Annotated in this window: 16 protein-coding genes and 1 other annotated feature (1 of these 17 cut by a window edge); of the genes, 13 read left to right on the plus strand and 3 right to left on the minus strand. The window is 46.6% G+C overall.

All coding sequences use genetic code 11. From position 1 onward, the window contains the following. Nucleotides 1–2 precede the first annotated feature (2 nt). The 11 genes from ACKTT9_RS07405 (at nt 3) to ACKTT9_RS07455 (ending at nt 13311) form a co-directional block, all read left to right on the plus strand. A complete protein-coding gene (locus ACKTT9_RS07405) occupies nt 3–368 on the plus strand; it encodes an arsenate reductase family protein (protein ID WP_407871044.1) in 366 nt (121 codons plus the stop codon). A 7-nt stretch (nt 369–375) separates the two neighbouring features. Beyond that, complete coding sequence (locus ACKTT9_RS07410; protein ID WP_407871045.1) at nt 376–1473, plus strand: site-2 protease family protein; 1098 nt, start codon at nt 376–378, stop codon at nt 1471–1473. A gap of 32 nt (nt 1474–1505) precedes the next feature. After that, on the plus strand, nt 1506–2681 hold the full coding sequence (locus tag ACKTT9_RS07415) for an aminotransferase class I/II-fold pyridoxal phosphate-dependent enzyme (RefSeq protein WP_127457296.1): 1176 nt from the start codon (nt 1506–1508) through the stop codon (nt 2679–2681). Nucleotides 2682–2774: 93 nt separating this feature from the next. Next, the gene (locus ACKTT9_RS07420; RefSeq protein ID WP_407871046.1) at nt 2775–3911 is read left to right on the plus strand and encodes a DNA sulfur modification protein DndB; all 1137 of its coding nucleotides are present in this window, start codon (nt 2775–2777) and stop codon (nt 3909–3911) included. After that, nucleotides 3911–5089 (plus strand): DNA sulfur modification protein DndB, encoded by a 1179-nt coding sequence (locus tag ACKTT9_RS07425; protein WP_407871047.1) that lies wholly within the window; start codon nt 3911–3913, stop codon nt 5087–5089. The genes ACKTT9_RS07420 and ACKTT9_RS07425 overlap by 1 nt, the downstream gene beginning before the upstream one ends. 574 nt (nt 5090–5663) lie before the next feature. Further along, on the plus strand, nt 5664–6395 hold the full coding sequence (locus ACKTT9_RS07430; protein WP_407871048.1) for a transcriptional regulator: 732 nt from the start codon (nt 5664–5666) through the stop codon (nt 6393–6395). A gap of 1178 nt (nt 6396–7573) precedes the next feature. Next, nucleotides 7574–7801, plus strand: coding sequence for a hypothetical protein (locus ACKTT9_RS07435; RefSeq protein ID WP_127457765.1), 228 nt, complete (start codon nt 7574–7576; stop codon nt 7799–7801). An 84-nt stretch (nt 7802–7885) separates the two neighbouring features. After that, the gene (locus ACKTT9_RS07440; protein WP_407871049.1) at nt 7886–11134 is read left to right on the plus strand and encodes a glycosyltransferase family 39 protein; all 3249 of its coding nucleotides are present in this window, start codon (nt 7886–7888) and stop codon (nt 11132–11134) included. 159 nt (nt 11135–11293) lie between these two features. Continuing rightward, nucleotides 11294–11836: an NADPH-dependent FMN reductase gene (gene ssuE, locus ACKTT9_RS07445; protein ID WP_407871050.1), complete on the plus strand. Its 543-nt coding sequence runs from the start codon at nt 11294–11296 to the stop codon at nt 11834–11836. 101 nt (nt 11837–11937) lie between these two features. Further along, a complete protein-coding gene (locus tag ACKTT9_RS07450) occupies nt 11938–12315 on the plus strand; it encodes a PH domain-containing protein (RefSeq protein ID WP_407871051.1) in 378 nt (125 codons plus the stop codon). Nucleotides 12316–12432: 117 nt separating this feature from the next. Then, nucleotides 12433–13311, plus strand: a complete 879-nt coding sequence (locus tag ACKTT9_RS07455; protein WP_157319537.1) for a 5'-3' exonuclease H3TH domain-containing protein — start codon at nt 12433–12435, stop codon at nt 13309–13311. A 131-nt stretch (nt 13312–13442) separates the two neighbouring features. Here the strand turns inward: ACKTT9_RS07455 and ACKTT9_RS07460 are convergent, their stop codons facing one another. Further along, entirely contained in the window at nt 13443–14291 is an 849-nt protein-coding gene (locus tag ACKTT9_RS07460; protein WP_407871052.1) for a helix-turn-helix domain-containing protein, read from the minus strand. A 177-nt stretch (nt 14292–14468) separates the two neighbouring features. Between ACKTT9_RS07460 and ACKTT9_RS07465 the strand changes: the two genes are divergently transcribed. Continuing rightward, nucleotides 14469–15953, plus strand: a complete 1485-nt coding sequence (locus tag ACKTT9_RS07465; RefSeq protein WP_407871053.1) for a tagaturonate epimerase family protein — start codon at nt 14469–14471, stop codon at nt 15951–15953. 54 nt (nt 15954–16007) lie between these two features. Here the strand turns inward: ACKTT9_RS07465 and ACKTT9_RS07470 are convergent, their stop codons facing one another. Together ACKTT9_RS07470 and ACKTT9_RS07475 are read right to left on the minus strand one after the other, a co-directional pair. After that, nucleotides 16008–16316, minus strand: a complete 309-nt coding sequence (locus ACKTT9_RS07470) for a hypothetical protein (protein ID WP_407871054.1) — start codon at nt 16314–16316, stop codon at nt 16008–16010. Between the two features lie 58 nt (nt 16317–16374). Next, nucleotides 16375–16668, minus strand: coding sequence for a DUF3055 domain-containing protein (locus ACKTT9_RS07475; RefSeq protein WP_127457771.1), 294 nt, complete (start codon nt 16666–16668; stop codon nt 16375–16377). Between the two features lie 196 nt (nt 16669–16864). Between ACKTT9_RS07475 and ACKTT9_RS07480 the strand changes: the two genes are divergently transcribed. Then, nucleotides 16865–17878 carry an HRDC domain-containing protein gene (locus ACKTT9_RS07480; protein ID WP_407871055.1) on the plus strand — a complete coding sequence of 338 codons (1014 nt, stop codon included), beginning with the start codon at nt 16865–16867 and terminating at the stop codon, nt 17876–17878. Nucleotides 17879–17930: 52 nt separating this feature from the next. Next, nucleotides 17931–17974, plus strand: a binding site (T-box leader) (it continues 229 nt past the right edge of the window).

The raw sequence follows: 17974 nt of genomic DNA on the forward strand, positions 1-17974 counted from the left end.
TCATGAGAGTAAAAGTATTTTGCTATGATAAATGCGGCACCTGCCGAGCAGCCCTGAAATGGCTAAAAGCGCACGACGTCGAAATCACGGAGAACGTTCCGTTATTCGAGACGCCGCCTTCTGCAGTCGAATTGGCCAAGCTGTTAAGCGACAGCGGACTTGGCATCAAGAAGTTTTTTAACACCTCTGGTGAAGTGTACAAAGAAATGAATTTGAAAGATAAGCTCCCGGGCATGACGGAAGAGCAAATGTTGGAACTGTTAGCTTCAAACGGCAGACTGATCAAACGTCCAATTGTAACAGATGGTTCGAAAGTCACGGTCGGCTTTAAAGAAGCTGAATTTGAGGAAGCATGGGCAAAGGGGTGAGGTGAGGTTGGATGAGAAACAGAAACCACCACGCAAAAAATCACCGCTAGCCATAGGCGGTTTCCTCGCGGTTTTGCTATCGCAAGGAAAGCTGCTTTTGGCAGCCTTAAAACTCGGTAAGGTCGGCGGGGCAGTCATATCGATGTTTATTACGATTTGGGCTTACGCTTATCTCGCACCGCTTCCTTTTGCTATTGGTATAGTGGTCATGATTCTGATTCATGAGCTTGGTCATGTTTTAGCGGCAAAGTTGAAAGGGCTTCCTGTCTCGGCGCCTGTTTTTATCCCTTTTCTAGGTGCATTGATAACAATGAAGAAAAATCCGTCTGATGCAGCAACAGAAGCTTTTGTCGGTATCGGAGGGCCTATTCTCGGGACGTTAGGGGGCGTTGCTGCGTTTGCACTAGGCATGTATGTGGATTCCCCTGTTATTGTTTCGGTCGCTTATGCTGCGTTTTACCTGAATTTAATTAATTTATTGCCGATTCATCCGCTTGATGGCGGTCGAATTGCAACGGCTGTCACCCGTTGGTTATGGATTGTCGGTTTAATTGGCGGTTTAGTCTTTATTTTTTATCTGGACCATTATGTGAATCAGCTTATTTTCTTTGCGATCTGGGCGATGTTTGCCTGGGATTTATATAAGAAATACGTGAAATACAGACATAAAGAGCAGTTAGTTTCCGTTGCTACCCGTTTTGAATTTGCTGCCGACCATTTACTTCAGCAAGGGTATATGATACCTGGCGAGAATCACACCCGCGATTTGGATTTTACGACGTATTCGGATTTACAGGGCGTAGGTGACGGCAGGCAAACGATAGTCATGTACTGGCAAGGAATCGGTTTTGAAGGACAGGCCTACTTGCCTCAGCAAGCCTTGATTCGAAGAGTACAGCTTGTCAAAGTAGACCGTTTGCAGAAAGAAAGCGGATTTTATCTAGGTCTGCAGGTACAGGTCGATTTTACACCTTTAGGCATTCAGGAGCGATACTATGAGGTTCCGGCCAAAACCCGTTGGAAATTCGGAGCAGCTTATTTCGGGCTCATTTTATTTTTACTTTATATGATCAGACTGGTTCATCAAGCAGGAATTATGGATTGACTGTTTAATACAACATAACGAGGATAACTATCATGACATTTATGGGATCAAAACGGCTTAGCCAGCTAGGATCGGCTATTTTCTCGGAAGTGGCGGATTGGAAGAGAGAGGTTATGAACCAAGGGGTAGACGTCATAGATTTAGGTATAGGAAGTCCTGACCTACCGCCGTCTGAACGCATTATTGAAGCCATTACAGAGGCTGTGCGCAACCCGGCACACTATGGATATCCAACATCGGAGGGAAGCTTAGCCTTTCGTGAAGCGGTAGCTAGATGGTACCAGTTCCGATTCGGTGTAGAGCTTAATCCCGATAATGAAATTTTAACATTAATGGGTTCTCAAGATGGTCTTGCTCATTTGGCGCTTTCACTCTGTGATCCTGGGGACATTGCCATTGTTCCCGATCCAGGTTACCCCATATATTCGGCAAGTCTCGTGTTAGCGGGAGTTGAGCCTTACTTGCTACCCCTGCGAGCTGCAAATGATTTTTTGCCCCAATTAGATGACATCCCAGTAGACGTGGCTGCCAAAGCGAAATTCATCCTGTTAAACTATCCGAGCAATCCGTTGTCTGCTGTTGCAGATCGTGCCTTTTTTGAGCATTTGATAGCTTATGCCAAAAAGCATGAATTGCTTGTCGTACACGATCTAGCCTACTCTGAAATGGCTTTTGACGGCTTTAAACCGATCAGCATTTTAGAGATCGAGGGCGCTAAGGAGGTTGCTGTCGAGTTTCATTCACTGTCCAAAAGCTTTAATATGGCAGGTTGTCGGATCGCGTTCCTAACTGGAAATGCGGCTGCGGTAAAAGCGCTGCGAACGCTTAAATCGAATATCGATTATGGCGTATTCGGAGCCATCCAAGCGGCCGGAATTGCAGCATTAGAAGAAGATATGGAACACGATCATTCCGTTGCCGGCGTTTATGAACGAAGGCGAAATGTATTTATTTCGGCTTTAGCAGATGCTGGTTGGAGGATACCGCCACCCAAGGCAACCATGTTTATCTGGGCACCCATTCCAAAAGGATGGACATCTCGACAAATTTCCCGGGAAATGCTGTTCCGTGCCGGTGTCGTTGTTATACCTGGAGACGCTTTCGGAGCAGAAGGAGAAGGCTTTGTACGAATTGCTTTGGTGCAGGATGAAGCCAGATTACTTGAGGCGGCAAGACGCATAGGCGATTGGCTTCGAACCGTAGAATGAAAATTAGAGATTTTGGTAAAAATAGGAGAATGAGAGATATATGATTTTTTTGCACAAGAAGATTAAACCTTAATAGTTGAAAGGGGTAAGCATATGGACGCCATTTCCTCATTATCAGAGCTCTTAGCTGAGCAGAAGCCTTCATCGTATGTAGAAATTCCTGGAGTCTTGGGACAGACGTTTGGGCAAGCGACAATTGCAGCAACATTACCTATGAGCAAATTATTTTCACTCTATGAAGTTGATTTAGAAGTTCAGCGTGCGATAATTCCGCGCAATCTTTCTAAATTAATTGATTATGTTAATCTGTACTTGGAAAATCGCCAACCGATCTATTTCCCGGGCATTATTTTCTCAGCAAGAGGCGCGGGACAATATGACGATGAACAACAAGCGCTTCGTTTGCAACCGATTGAGAAGTTGTATGTGGTAGATGGCCAGCACAGACTGGCAGCTTTCCAACGCATTATGGAAACGTTGCAAAGCCAGATGGCACGTGCCAAAGACCGTCGAGAATACGAAAAGATGGAAGAGATCACAGAGAAGCTTCGCCGCTTGTATGCGTTCCCGATTTCCACGATGACGTATCTAGACATTAACGCACGTCAAGAACGCCAATTGTTCTCCGACATCAACAAACTTCCACGCAAGCTTGGCGGTAACTTGGCTGTGCTTCGGGATCAACGCAGATTTTACCATGTTGCTGCAACTGAGCTTGCTTCCAAAGCCCCAGCCATGCAAAAGCTGACCGTTGACATGTTCTCTGAACGCGGCAAATCGCCTGAGTATTTGTTCTCGTATCACTTGCTGATTGAGATTTTGATTGCCTTGTTCGAAGGCAGAATGAAATCGGCGGCACGGAATAATGGTTACCAATATGAGGACAAAGATCTTCAAGATCTAGTTTCTTTAGCGGGTACCTACTTTAACGGCTTGCTGAATTATTTGGACGCACCGGCAAAGGGTGAAATCGTTTGGTCTGAAAATATCCAAATCGCGCTTGCTTTGTTCATCCATGAAGAAGCAACGAAAACAGGCAAATTTAATCGTTATGCGCTTGAGCATGCTTTGAAAATACTTCCTCATGTGAATTGGAACGGGATTTACGCGGGAGACGAGAAGGATCGTTTACCTAGACGTACCCGGATCATGAAAGCTTATAATTTCATCAAAAATTTCTATACAGAGCAGAATGCTTTCCTAATCAGCGATAAGGAGGATGTGAGCTAATGGAAGGATTACGCCTCAAAATGACGATTCATCCGTTTTGCGAGAAATTCGGGCTTTCAACCGTAGCCTTGCGCGTTCAGGATTTGCTCAATTATACGATGATCGACCCTATGGTACAGCGGAAGCTAAGTAATATGCAAAGACGTAAAATCTCCACGTATCTGCAAGAACGTGAACTGGATCATGTCTTTTTCGGCCCGGTTACGCTTTCACTGCGTGAAGTGAATCAATTGTCCAAAGGCGAGAAAGAATTTTTGCTGAAGCATGGTTCGAAGCTTTCTATTTTGGACGGACAGCATCGAATCCTGGCGCTTGGTTATGTGAATGAGCAAATGCAGAAGGAAGTTCGACGCTACGAGAAGAAGCTGGTGCTTCTGAAAATTAAACAACGTAAGATGCCTGAAGATGCAGATATTAAGCAAGAAGTGGAAGAAACGGAAGGCACGATCAATCAACTTGAGAGCAGACGCCTTGATTTGATGGAGACACAACTTGCCGTGCAAATCTACATTGGCTTAACGGAGGAAGAAGAGCAGCAGCTATTTGGCGACATCAACTCCAAAGTTCAGCTGGTGAGCAAAGAGCTCGGTCACTCTTTCGATTCCATTGATCCGCTTAATCTCGTTATTCAGCAGGTTGTTGATCATAACGTGTACCTCAAAGCTGTCGGCGTAGAGCGACGCAGCAATTTGACGTCGTTTAACCGTAATTTCACATGCTTCAGCTGGTTATATGCGACTGCAACCATGTTATTCTCGGGCAGAATGCAGCCGTCTTATGAGCTTCAGCGCAAGATTCGCCACGATCCTTCGACGTATGTGGAGATCCTGCACCAGTTCTTCAATACGTTATTGCCGATGATGCCGGAGCAACCGGGTCTTGCGCAGTATACTTCAGCCAATCGGGTGATCCAAGAGAGCATAGCGCTCTATTCAAACCGTTTCTTATTCCCGAACGGGCAATATAACGAGGAATGGACAGATTGCTTGCAAATTCTTGAAGGATTTGATTGGTCTCACGAGAATGAGGAATTGATTTATGTCTTCGGTGCATTGGATAACGGTAAAATCAACCTGATTCACGAAAAATCATTGAAAAAGCATGTGAAGCTCGTACAATTTTTCCTCGAAGGCACAGATTCAGCGAATGCATCGGAAGAAGAAGAGTCAACAGCATAATAAGCTAGACCCAGTGCCTTTCTCTCTCAACGGAAGTTGTGAGAGGAAGGCTTTTTTGTTTGCGTAGGCTCGTCTCATCCAAACCACTAATGGAAGAATAGAAACGCATAATCTACCAAAATACGAAATATACGAATATCATCCATCATTCGTCTATACCAAAAAAGGTCACTAGAATACTATGTACTATAAAGATTGAAAGGAGGAGAAAACGATGAGTTGCTCCGTATATGCTACATTGTCTCGCATCAGCCTTGGCACTACCATCACAATCCATGCAGGTACTACTCCGAACCACACAGGTAGATTTCTAGGAATTGAACATGGTAACGTTGTTCTTGCAAGTAATAACACTGTATTCTTTTTCCCGGTAGATAGAATCTCCGTTATCCACATCCCTTAATTAAAAAAGTTGGAAGAGACTGTCTTGAAAGGTCAGAAATGATCGGATGGACAGTCTCTTTATTTCACGTTACACTTACTATATTCGGTCGTGAAGAACACGCCGCTTCGATACTTTGTATCGGGGCGGCTTTTTTGTGTTTATTTTGTCCAAAAAAAGGAGTGGGGCTGTGTGCAAAGCTTTGATCAGAGATATGAGGAATGGTTGCAAATGAATATTAAACAGGAAACTAATCAGAGAAGGCGTGGATTGCTTGAAAATGGGCTAGGTCATGGGACGGTGGAATTTCTCCGAAACATTTGGTATCCGACCGTGGGGAATTTTGACCACCTGTATCCTGAATGGGAGGTGCGTGATTTTAACAGTGGCTACCGCTATGTGGATCTGGCTTTCAGGCCAGGCGGCATGAAGGGCGCTATTGAAATTCAAGGCTATGGTTCTCATGCCAGAGATCTGGATGTCATTCGTTTCAAGGATTTATGTTGGCGGCATAGTTTGATGGCGCTTGATAATTGGATATTCCTTCCTATCGCATACCTTTCTATCAATGATGAACCTTGGCGGTGTCGACAACTCGTCCTTTCCTTCATCGGTATTTTTCTCTCGACAGAGGTGGCGTCTGAGTTAACATTTCTTGAAGCCGAAGCTGTCCGCTTTTCGCGTCGCCTTTTGCGCCCGTTTACAGCAGTGGAATTAGCAGACCATTTACGAGTCACGGATCGCCATGCGCGGCGGCTCCTTCATGATTTAGTAGAGCGTGACTTTTTGTCTGTGCATAGTGGGCACAAAAGGTATCGCACATATTGCTTGCGGACAGAGTCGACAAATACTACGAGGCAACGCAGTCCGTTAGATATGGAACATGGGCGAAAGTTGCGAAATAACGGCGATGAGATCCGTTAGCGCACGACAAGTGTGGTGGAACGAGATGTGCGGGTAGTGGGGTCCGTTAGGGAAAACACGCGAGCGTGATGCTGGGCGGTACACCGAGTGGCGTGCGCTTATTGAGGGCGATATACGGAGTTGTATAGCGCAGATTGGGAGGGGGAGGCGGGCTAACGGACTGAGTGGACCTTATTCAGCGAAAATACGGCCGTTTGAATTTCTAACGGACCTCAGCGCCGTTATTCACGTAAATAGCGTGGAAATTAGCCCGATTTTGCTCCAATAGCGCCTCTGGAGTCCGTTAGATTCGGAACAGGGGCAAAATATGCGAAATAGCGGCAGCCAGGTCCGTTAGCGCAAGACAAGTGTGGTGGAACGAGATGTGCAGGTAGTGGGGTCCGTTAGGGGAAACACGCGAGCGTGATGTTGGGCGGTACACCGAGTGGCATGTGCTTATTGAGTGCGATATACGGGGTGGTATAGCGCAGATTGGGGGGGAGGCGAGCTAACGGACTGAGTTGACCTTATTCGGCGAAAATACGGCCGTTTGAATTTCTAACGGACCCCAATGCCGTTATTCACGTAAACAGCGTGGAAATTAGCCCGATTTTGCTCCAATAGCGCCTCTGGAGTCCGTTAGATTCGGAACAGGGGCAAAATATGCGAAATAGCGGCAGCCAGGTCCGATAGCGCACGGCAAGTGTGGTGGAACGAGATGTGCAGGTAGTGAGGTCCGTTAGGGGAAACACGCGAGCGTGAGGTTGCGCGGTACACCGAATGGCATGCGCTTATTGAGGGCGATATACGGGGTGGTATAGCGCAGATTGGGGGGGGGGAGGCGAGCTAACGGACTGAGTTGACCTTATTCGGCGAAAATACGGCCGTTTGAATTTCTAACGCACCCCAGCGCCGTTATTCACATAAATAGCACGGAGAATAGCCCGATTTTGCCTCAATAGCGCCTCTGGAGTCCGTTAGATTCGGAACAGGGGCAAAATATGCGAAATAACGGCAGTGGGGTCCGTTAGCGCACGGCAAGTGTGGTGGAACGAGATGTGCAGATGGTGGATTTTGATCTGTCGGATGGTGGGATTTCAATGCCAGATATTTTATCGTTGCCCACTTGTTTCAGCGCTCCCAACTTTGTCCATACTGCATAATGTTAGCACCTTATCGAGCAGGAGGGTCTTGGAACCATGTTGGCCGTTCATCAACGTATGGCGGAGTTATGGACATTACGCAGAGCGCGGGAGTTAACGCGAGCAGAGCAGGATGAGTTAATGCTGTGCATGGAAGCTAACGCGACCTATGTTTGGAATCGCTTAAAACTAGAAAATTTATCGCTTTGCGCCTCGCTTACAGGAGATTATGATTGGCTGCACGATATTTGCGAGCGCATTGAAAAGATTGAACCTAAGCACTGACCGAATGGGGTCGGTGCTTTTTTCCTTTTCTGCTAGAGAGTGGACGGGTATAATGGTAGTAGTCTATTTTTAAGGAGATGCCTCATGGTAAGCTGGTTCAAGCAAGTGGGCGAAGCGCCCTATAAATTCTTACTTCTGGGTTTACTGCTTCTGACAGCGCTATTCATAAGACTCTATCTTGCACCAATCTGGATGGGCTATGATACGGATGTCCGAACGTTTCTGGCTTGGTCGGACCGTGCTTATACGGTTGGTTTGTCCGGTATGTATAACAACGCCAAGGAATATTTCCTGGATTACCCGCCAGGCTATATGTATGTCCTGTATGTTATAGGTATGCTGCACCACAAGCTGTCCATCCCTTGGGAGAGTGGACAATCGTTATTACTGCTGAAATTCCCTGCCATTCTGGCGGATATCGTAACCGTTTATTTGTTGTTTCGACTTGCAATCAGCAGGGAGGACGGCGCGCGAACATGGCTGCAAGCGATAGGAATAGCTGCGTTGTTTGCCTTTAATCCTGCGATTTGGTCGAACTCTGCGATTTGGGGACAGGTTGATTCTTTTTTTATGCTGTTTATTGCGGCAACATTTCTGATGCAGCAGCGCGGGAAGCTGCCTCAAGCTTCCGTGTTTATCGCCTTGGCTTTATTGCTCAAGCCGCAGGCACTTCTTTTTGGCATTTTTCTGCTTATTGATGTACTGCGCAAGCGCAATTTGATGGTATTCCTGCTGAGCGTGCTCAGTGGCATGACGACCATAGCGGTAGTTGCCCTTCCTTTTGCCATTGGAAGAGGTTATGGATGGTTAATCGGACTTTACTCCGGCACACTGGCCTCCTATCCCTACGCCTCCCTGAATGCATTTAATCTTATGGCGCTCTTAGGCGGCAACTTTATCGACATAAAAAAGAGTTTCTTACATATCTCCTATGAAAAATTGGGCATAGTGCTCATGATCCTTTCCATCTTGTACACTTGCTATCTGTATATCCGCAGCAAAGGCCAGAAGGGTGCCGTTCTGTATGTGGCTTTCTTATTTATAACCGCTGTTTTTATGTGTATGACCAAAATGCATGAGCGCTATTTGCACTACGGGCTGCTGCTAGCTCTTACGAGTTTTATTTATATTAAGGATCGCCGTATTCTTGGTCTGTTTATTGGCTTTAGTTTGACTCATTTCATCAATATTGCGGATGTGCTGCTGAGAAGTTTTCATCAAGATTATCATATTCCACGCTATGATCCCTTGATGCTGGCTGTATCTGCCATCAATGTTATATTATTTGTTTATGCATGTATTTTGGGATGGAGGCTTTTCGTGCAATCACAACAAGAACAGAATAATCAGGATGACCTCGTCCCGATTCCACAAGTCCCGACCACGGACAAGTGGACCGAGCGCTGGAATGCCATTTTCAAAGAGAGTAAGGATGGGATAGAACGAAGCCAGAAGGGACGTTTTTTCTCTAAAAAGGATGCGTTATACCTAGGTTTACTGGTCGTCATATACACCATTATCGCTTTATTCCATCTAGGCGGTCACAAAGCACCAACTACTTTTTGGAAGCCGACAACCACTGGGGAAGCCGTCGTTGCTGACCTCGGAAGCTCGCACAACATAACTAGAATTAACACCTTTGCCGGCGTTGGGGAAGGTTCCTATTCCTTCTGGTTCTCACAAGATGGCCAGCAGTGGCACGATCAAATCTCTGTCAAATCCGATCATACCAAGGTTTTCACATGGAACGCAGTAGAACCGATGAAAGACGCTCGTTATGTAAAAGTGGTGATTGACGGACAGGAAAGCGCACCGCTGCATCTGCATGAAATCGGGATTTTCGGGGATGGCAATTCGACCATTTTACCGATTACCGACCTGAAAGAGCAGGATATAAACCCTGCGGATGAAGGAAAAACAGCGAATTTATTCGATGAATCCAGCGTAGTACCGTACACGCCTACGTACATGAACGGGACCTACTTTGATGAGATTTATCACGCAAGAACGGCCTACGAGCATCTTCACAAAATAGAGCCTTATGAAAGCACGCATCCGCCGCTAGGTAAAGTGCTCATGGCGATCGGCATTTACATATTCGGGCTCAACCCGTTTGGGTGGCGTATTATTGGAACACTGTTCGGAGTCGGAATGATACCCGTAATCTATGTGTTCGCCAAGCGGATGTTCGGCCGTTCTGAATATGCTTTTATCGCGGCATTCCTCTTAACGTTTGACTTCATGCACTTTGCGCAGACACGCATTGCGACGATCGATGTTTACGGTGTATTCTTCATCATGTTGATGTTCTATTTCATGTACCGTTATACGACGCTAAGCTTTTATCGGGAAAAGCTGTGGGCCACACTGATCCCGCTTGGATTGTCCGGCCTCTTTTTCGGAATAGGCGCTGCTTCCAAATGGATCGTGATCTACGGCGGTGCCGGCCTAGCCCTCCTGCTGCTTTTATCTTTAATAGAGCGTTATAGCGAATACCGGTTTGCTCGGCGTTTGCTGCAGGAGGATGCGCATAGAGCGCCATCTCAGATTCAGGTGGATAAGGATGATCCAGAGCAGATCATTCCATCTTTGGATGAAACCGAGGAGGATACGAAGCCGGCTCTATCCGATTCAGAGCGCAGTCGATTACTGCATGTGCAGAAACGATTTGCAAAAAACACGATCCTTACTCTCCTGTGGTGTGTACTAACGTTTGTTATCATTCCGTTAGGTATTTACACGCTATCGTATATTCCTTTCATGATGGTTCCGGGACCTGGGCATCAGCTGAAGGATGTCGTCACTTATCAGGTGCACATGTACAAGTATCATAAGGATCTGGTAGCGACTCATCCGTTCTCTTCCCCTTGGTGGGAGTGGCCGATGATGCTGCGCCCGATCTGGTATTACCAAGCCAAGTTTATGCCGCAGGGCATGTTGTCGAGCATCGTCTCGTTCGGAAATCCGCTGGTTTGGTGGCCTGGCTTTATCGCGGTCATCTGCTCGTTCTATGTGGCTGTGAAGAGGAAAGATAAGCTGCTGCGCATGCTGTTAATCGCTTATTGTTCCCAATACTTGCCATGGATGCTGGTGCCGAGGCTCACTTTTATTTATCACTATTTTGCCATGGTGCCGTTCCTGGTTCTCATTCTGACCTACTATATCAAAGATTATTTGGAAGAAGGTCCGCTTCATAAAAGAAGATGGGTTTACGGTTATTTACTGGGCGTATTCGTGTTGTTTGCGCTGTTCTATCCGATTCTTTCGGGTATGATGATTCCATCCAGATATTCCTTCTTCCTCCGGTGGCTGCCGGGCTGGAACTTCTTTTAAGAAAAGTGGTTGACGTGCCTGACAGGCGATGGTAAGATAATTCCAAGTAAAATACTATGATTTAAAAGTCGACCGAACAACAGGAGACTCCGACCTTACATTGAACAATGGAAGCGGGGTCTCTTTTTTATCAAAAAACCATAATGGAGTGTGAACGAAATGGCGAAGGTAGTCATTATCTCAGGAAGTCCAACCCCCACATCCCGATTACACGGGGTTATTGAAGTAGCGAAGAATGAATTGGTGCAAGCGGGTCTTACCGTAGACTGGATCAAAGTGCGCGATATCCCTGCAGAAGACTTGCTGTACGCCAAGTTTGACAGCGAAGCCATTGTGAGCGCGAATGCGCTTGTTGCTGCAGCAGATGCCGTTTTCGTAGCTACGCCTGTTTACAAAGCCTCCTATACCGGTGTGTTAAAAGCCTTCCTTGACCTGCTCCCACAAAAGGGGCTCGAGCGTAAAATTGTGCTCCCTTTAGCAGTAGGCGGCACACTTTCTCACTTGCTCGCTATCGACTACGCGCTTAAACCGGTGCTGTCCGCATTGGGTGCACAAAATATTTTGCAAGGTGTGTATGTGCTTGATAAACAGGTGACTTGGGGCGAACAAGGACAAGCAATTCTTGAGGATGAAATCTCAACAAGGTTACACGAGTCCGTCACGCAGTTCATACAAGAAATTAAGTGGCATACCAGCCGATAAAATGGCATAGAGATGACATAACCCGCCATTCGTATTCACTTACTGATGGCGGCTTTTGTGTGCCTGCAATTAGATAGACAGCTATTCAAGGAGGAGAAGCAATGGGATTATTTGATGGTTTAATGGGGAACGCATCGGAGCTTAATCTGGCGGATGTGAATAAGGAATTTGCTCATGTGTTGGCAGGTTCAGAAACGATTGAAAAAGCATATAAATTGATCCGTGATCTTTTTATTTTTACCAACAAAAGGCTAATATTAGTAGATAAACAAGGGTTGTCGGGCAAGAAAATGGAGCTTCACTCGATTCCTTATAAAAGCATTACCCATTTCAGTATTGAGACAGCAGGTACTTTTGATCTCGATGCTGAAATGAAGATATGGATCAGCAGCACCCATACGCCGATTGAAAAAAAGTTTAACAAAAGCTTAAACATATACGAACTTCAGAGCGTACTAGCTGAGTACGTTTTGAAATAAATGAGGGAACATAGTGCTTGAACCGCCATTGGTAACTTTTACTGATGGTGGTTTTTTGTGCCGGGAAGAGCGCTGCCGTGCTATACTGAACATATATTTATTTGGATAGGAGCGATTATGTTGTCAGAGAATTCATCTGGTTCCGTGCTGCTTGTTGACGGGATGGCGTTATTATTTCGCGGTTATTACGCGACTTCATCGAGCGGTTATATTATGCGAACAGAAACCGGTGTGCCAATTAACGGGGTATACGGTTTTCTGAAATATTTACTTGATGCGATTCAAACCTTTAAGCCTTCCCACGTGGTATGCTGCTGGGATATGGGGAGTAAAACATTCCGCACGGAGAAATTTGAAGCATACAAAGCGAATCGCGGACCTGCCCCGGAGGAGTTAATTCCGCAGTTCGATTTAGTGAAAGAGGTTACAGCTAGCTTTAACATTCCGAACATTGGTGTTGTCGGTTATGAAGCTGACGATTGCATCGGAACACTGGCCCGTACATACAGCCCGCTGACGAAAGTTCAAATTTTGACCGGAGATCATGATATGCTCCAGCTTGTGAATGAGAGCACGGAAGTCATTATTATGAAAAAAGGGCACTCCAACTACATGGTTTATACGCTGGAAACGCTGATGGAAGAGAAAAGTCTGACGCCTGCGCAGATTATTGATCTGAAAGGCTTAACCGGCGACACGGCTGATAACTACCCAGGTGTCAAAGGGATCGGCGAGAAAACAGCGACCAAGCTGCTGAACGAGTATCAGGATATTGGAGGCATTTTGGAAAATTTGGCGTCACTGCCAAAAGGGGTGCGCGCAAAAATCGAAGCGGAGCTGGAGATGCTGCATTTATCGCGTGACTTGGCGACGATTCGTCTGGATGCGCCTGTTGCCTGTGCGCTTGAGGACTGTGGTTGGGCGATGGAGCGGGAGAAAGTGATCGCGAAGTTCGAGGAGATTGCGTACAAAGGATTAATCAAGTTAATCGGTTAATATAAAAGGGAGGGTGCCGAATAGGAATCGGCATCCTCCTTTTTGCGCGTGCTAGCAAAAGCGAGCAAGCTGTTCAACGTGCAGCCCTGACGCTGCTTCTTATCGTTTTGGCGAGAAATGAGCTACTTCCCTCAGAATTGCATGGCCGATTGCCGATAGCGAAGTGGCGTCGTTTTGGTAATCTGCCGAAAAACACGGCCGAACTGGACCAAGGAGCCGAAGCCGACCTGCTCAGCAATCATGATGACTTTCATTTTGCTCTCCGTCAGCAATCTTTGCGCTTCCTGGACACGAACAAGATTGATATATTCGACCAGTGAAAATCCGGTGATTTCCTTGAACATACGGCTTAAATACGCCGGGCTGATTTCAAATCTTTCCGCAAGCTCTTCCAATCGCAAAATTTCGGCAAAATGGGTGTTGATGTAACGCACGATCGTTGATATTTTTCGATGTAATGGAGAGACATGCTCAGGTGATGTGACCGGATGCTGGCGAATGAAACGTGTCGTGAACAGCAGCAGCTCGATCAGAAAATGACGCAAAGCGAAGGTTTGCCCGAGCTGAGGTTCTTTCGCTTCATGAATCATTTTGCCGAGAATGTCTTCGACAAATCGACGGGTCGGGAGATCGAGCCTAAGCACAGGCGCAGCATGCGTGAAGGCATCGAGCAGGAAAGGAGCATCTGATTTCATGCTTTCCAGGAAGTGATCGCTGAAATTTATCACGACACGCGCATGCCCAAGCTTATCGGAATCCGAAGTAGCGTGAAGCTCACGCCGATTAATGAGCACCAGGTCTCCCGGAAGGATGAGATACGAGCGGTCCCGAATGAAATACATGCGCTCACCTTCGTACAAATAATACAGCTCATACATATCATGCATGTGCTGTGTTCTCTCGAACGATCCATTACGATGAATATGTTGAATATAAAATGGGCCTTCATCCTCATTGCCGAAGGTGACGGTGCTGGGCATCTCAGTACTCCTTTTGTTCAAGTTGTTGTAATGAAAGTATAACATAAGCGAAGTGAAAAATATGAATAGTTTTCCTTGAAAATAGGAATAGATGAAGAGAAAACGCTCCTAACTTGCGATATGATTAAGCTATAAGAAAATAGCAAACGTTTGCAAAATAAGGGAGGAACACACAGAATGAAAGAGCTTATAGACGCAATCAAATCAGGAAATACATCAACGTTATCAGCGCCAGGCGTTAAAGTATATGATTCATCTTTTACACAAATTGGAAATACTTCACTTGTAATGGTACGCACGGAGGCTGGAAAGAGACTGGTTGCAGTTGGTGAAAGTGATTTGTACAATCAGCTAAACGGAGAAGTTGTGGATGGCGCGAAAGTTGCTCCACTAACGCATGAGAATCGTTTGACACTGAATCAATTCTTGCCTTATACAGCCCCGCAAGCATTTGGCACGCAAGTAGCTACGATGGGTCTGGGTGATCGCCTTGGTATTGCAAGCCCTGGACATATTCAAACGATTCGCGGCAAAGATATCCGTCCCGTGTTGGCGCAGCAAAGTATTCGTGAGCTTGCGCTTACAGGCAGAACGTATGAGGATGTTTTGGACGCGGCGGCTTATGCGGTTTTCCAAGAAGGCTACAAAGATGGCTATGGCGCAGACGGCGACCATTTGAAAAAAGAGGAAGACATCGAGTATGCGTTGCGTCTTGGTTTTACGATGCTGACGCTTGATTGCTCCGAGAACATCGATAACACGATTGAAACGTTGTCCGCAGATGAAGTCGCAGTTAAGTATGCAGCTTTGCCAGCCGGCTTGCGTGAGCACTATGAGAAACGTTACTTGGAGACGCCTGCTAATGTACCAGGTGCAGCACTTAAATACACGCGCGAAGCGCTCCAAAAAGATGTGCTGATCTACGACGCAGCCATTAATTTCATGGAAGCAATTTACCGCAAATATATCGCAACGCTGGATCGTGCGGTTGATTTTGAAATTTCGATTGATGAGACGGCTACACCGACATCGCCTGAAGCCCACTACTTGGTAGCGAACGAGCTTCGTGACCGTGGAGTTACCATTTTCAGCATGGCGCCGCGCTTCTGCGGAGAATTCCAAAAAGGGATCGACTACATTGGCGATATCGCGCAATTTGAGCGTGAGCTGGCGAGCCATGCGGCGATTGCCGTGCATTTTGAATACAAGCTGAGCATTCACTCCGGTAGCGACAAATTTAGCGTGTTCCCACTAATCGGACAGTACACGAAAGGTTTGTTCCATATCAAAACAGCAGGTACAAATTGGCTCGAAGCGGTACGTGTTGTAGCAAAAGTGAACCCTTCCCTGTATCGCCGCATGCATCAATTTGCTTTGGATCATTTCACAGAAGCGACAGCGTATTATCACGTGACGACGGACATCAATGCGATTGTTCCTCTTGCTGATGTCGCGGATGCCGATCTGCCGAACTACATGGAAGAAAACAATGCGCGCCAATTGCTGCACATCACATACGGCCTGCTGCTGCAAGCCAAAAATGCTGATGGCAGCAAGCAATTTGCTGAAGAGTTCTTCCGGACGATGACGGAGCAGGAAGACGTATTCGCTGAAGGTTTGCGTCATCATATTGGCAGACATTTGGAGCTGCTCGGTAAATAATAAAAAAAGAGGCAATCCTCAAGCGTTGTAATCTGCTTGAAGATTGCCTCTTTCTTATTCTTGATTCGAAGGTTCATTCCGGTTATCGTCTGCGCCAGGATAATCCCGTTTGAGACCTTCATGCAGCTCATGATTTTCATAGGAAAACCGGTTCGGCGGGCGCTGATCTTTACGCCAAGGCGTGCTTTTTCCCAGCGATTCCGTGTTTAGGCTTGTGCCATAAGGGCCTTCGGGAAACTCCTCGGGAATCAGGTCGTTTCGCTGAGATTCGACCGTCTCCAAATCAGCGTATACATCTCGCTGCTCGGGTATGAACCCTTTTGTTTCGGTATACTTATCTTTCGCGGACTCTTCAACACTCATGGAAAATGCCTCCTCATCTGGGTTGCGCATGCTTTTTCCAGTGTCCCCCGCTGATCCGTTAAATATCCGTGAAATGAATGGAACCGATAATTTGCGATAAAAATCCATTCAGTTCCAGTGCTTGCTCTTCATTGAGCTTGAAAGCGTACTCGAGGTATCCCTCTTCGGCCAAGTCATCCGGACCAATTACCGCACTGCGTCCTGATTGTAAATCAATCACAAGTTTTTTGCCGTAATAACGGGTTGTTGTCATGATCGCAAGGTCAAAACGGTGCAGCGCATTGCCGACGAAGCATACAAAACGCGTTGTCGTCTCTTCTTGATGGTCGTATAAAAAGTCATAATCAGACATAAGGGCCCTCTTTTCATTCTGGTATGTCTTTCATTATAACCGAAATAGGCTTGTCAACAAAACATAGGTTGCGCCCATCTTACAAACATGGTATGATTTGGATATTGGAAAAAGGGAAGCACCTTTTCAGCCTAGCTGAAGAGGTGCTTTTTCGTTTTTCTTAACCTATTTTTGTAGACGTTTGGAGGAGGTAAGTATGAACATTGTTTTTTTGAACACTTTGGAGAAAGAAACGGGGGATCATCGCGTATTATCTGCGCAGGTATCGATTGCTGAAGAGCAAGGCGTGTGGAATGTGTTCTGGAACGAGCCCGACAGCGCGGGCAAGCTGCAGCAAGATCAGTGGTACCAAGGGATGAGTTGGGATGAGATGCTAAGCACCTTCCGTCATGGTTTGCGCGAGAAGTTTCGCAGCGGCTTCCGTCCTATTGTGAGCTCGGAGCTGGAATCCGCTCAAGTGCTGTCTGGCAAAGCGAGAATGACGCAGATGCTGACTTATTATTGCGAAGAAAACCCAAGCGAGGAAGTGTACGAGCAGCTTCGTGCATGGAGACGCGAACAAGCCTCGCGTGAAGGCAAAGCGCCGTATATTCTCGCCACGAATCGAGTGCTGCGCTTGATATCTGTTTTCTTACCCCAAAGCAAGGAAGAACTTCAGCAAATCCCCGGCTTTGGTGAGCAGAAGACCAATATGTATGCAGGGGATATTTTAAAAATTACTGCGGAGTATACGCGTTTGAATGGTTTTCCGCTGGATTGGGTTGCCAAGAACGTCGATATCGTCAAGTTCGAGTCATGGCTCCTCGCTCAGAAGGAGCAGAAGCTGCGTATGGAGCTGGACCGTGAGGTTAGCAAACGCAAGCTGCTCGAGATTACGGCTCGCGGAGGCAGCTTGGCTGATCTTCAAACCGATTTGACGATGCCGCGCAGAGAGCTTCTCCTGTGGGTAGAGGAACTGGACCGCGAAGGCTATGATATGGATCTGCTGGTGGAAGCGGAACTAGCTTCGGTCCCGGAGGAGGAACAGATCAAGGCATGGAACGCTTTTGAATCCGAAGGCGACCGTTATCTGAAGCCGGTTCTTCAGCGTATGGGAGGTACGGAAGAGCTGAAAGGCAAAGAGCTCGACCGCGCATATGAATGGCTTCGATTGCTGCGATTGCGTTTTCGCAAGGACAAGGAAAGCATGAGCGCGCAAGCTGCAAGCTAGTATTGACAGAGCTTAGGCAGATATGATTAAATGGTCAATAATCTTAATAGCAATCAAAGCGATGACGAACTGGGGTTATGCCCTTAGTAGGAGTAA

The sequence above is a fragment of the Paenibacillus sp. P36 genome (assembly GCF_045866505.1).
Lineage (GTDB): Bacteria > Bacillota > Bacilli > Paenibacillales > NBRC-103111 > Paenibacillus_E > Paenibacillus_E chondroitinus.

Bases quoted from the DNA above. Each gene is read 5' to 3' on its own strand.
- ACKTT9_RS07455 (WP_157319537.1), top strand. From the start codon at position 12,433: ATGTTGTCAGAGAATTCATCTGGTTCCGTGCTGCTTGTTGACGGGATG.
- ACKTT9_RS07465 (WP_407871053.1), top strand. From the start codon at position 14,469: ATGAAAGAGCTTATAGACGCAATCAAATCAGGAAATACATCAACGTTA.
- ACKTT9_RS07480 (WP_407871055.1), top strand. From the start codon at position 16,865: ATGAACATTGTTTTTTTGAACACTTTGGAGAAAGAAACGGGGGATCAT.
- ACKTT9_RS07405 (WP_407871044.1), top strand. From the start codon at position 3: ATGAGAGTAAAAGTATTTTGCTATGATAAATGCGGCACCTGCCGAGCA.
- ACKTT9_RS07450 (WP_407871051.1), top strand. From the start codon at position 11,938: ATGGGATTATTTGATGGTTTAATGGGGAACGCATCGGAGCTTAATCTG.
- ACKTT9_RS07475 (WP_127457771.1), bottom strand. From the start codon at position 16,668: ATGTCTGATTATGACTTTTTATACGACCATCAAGAAGAGACGACAACG.
- ACKTT9_RS07415 (WP_127457296.1), top strand. From the start codon at position 1,506: ATGACATTTATGGGATCAAAACGGCTTAGCCAGCTAGGATCGGCTATT.
- ACKTT9_RS07440 (WP_407871049.1), top strand. From the start codon at position 7,886: ATGGTAAGCTGGTTCAAGCAAGTGGGCGAAGCGCCCTATAAATTCTTA.
- ACKTT9_RS07460 (WP_407871052.1), bottom strand. From the start codon at position 14,291: ATGCCCAGCACCGTCACCTTCGGCAATGAGGATGAAGGCCCATTTTAT.
- ssuE (WP_407871050.1), top strand. From the start codon at position 11,294: ATGGCGAAGGTAGTCATTATCTCAGGAAGTCCAACCCCCACATCCCGA.
- ACKTT9_RS07425 (WP_407871047.1), top strand. From the start codon at position 3,911: ATGGAAGGATTACGCCTCAAAATGACGATTCATCCGTTTTGCGAGAAA.
- ACKTT9_RS07435 (WP_127457765.1), top strand. From the start codon at position 7,574: ATGTTGGCCGTTCATCAACGTATGGCGGAGTTATGGACATTACGCAGA.
- ACKTT9_RS07470 (WP_407871054.1), bottom strand. From the start codon at position 16,316: ATGAGTGTTGAAGAGTCCGCGAAAGATAAGTATACCGAAACAAAAGGG.
- ACKTT9_RS07420 (WP_407871046.1), top strand. From the start codon at position 2,775: ATGGACGCCATTTCCTCATTATCAGAGCTCTTAGCTGAGCAGAAGCCT.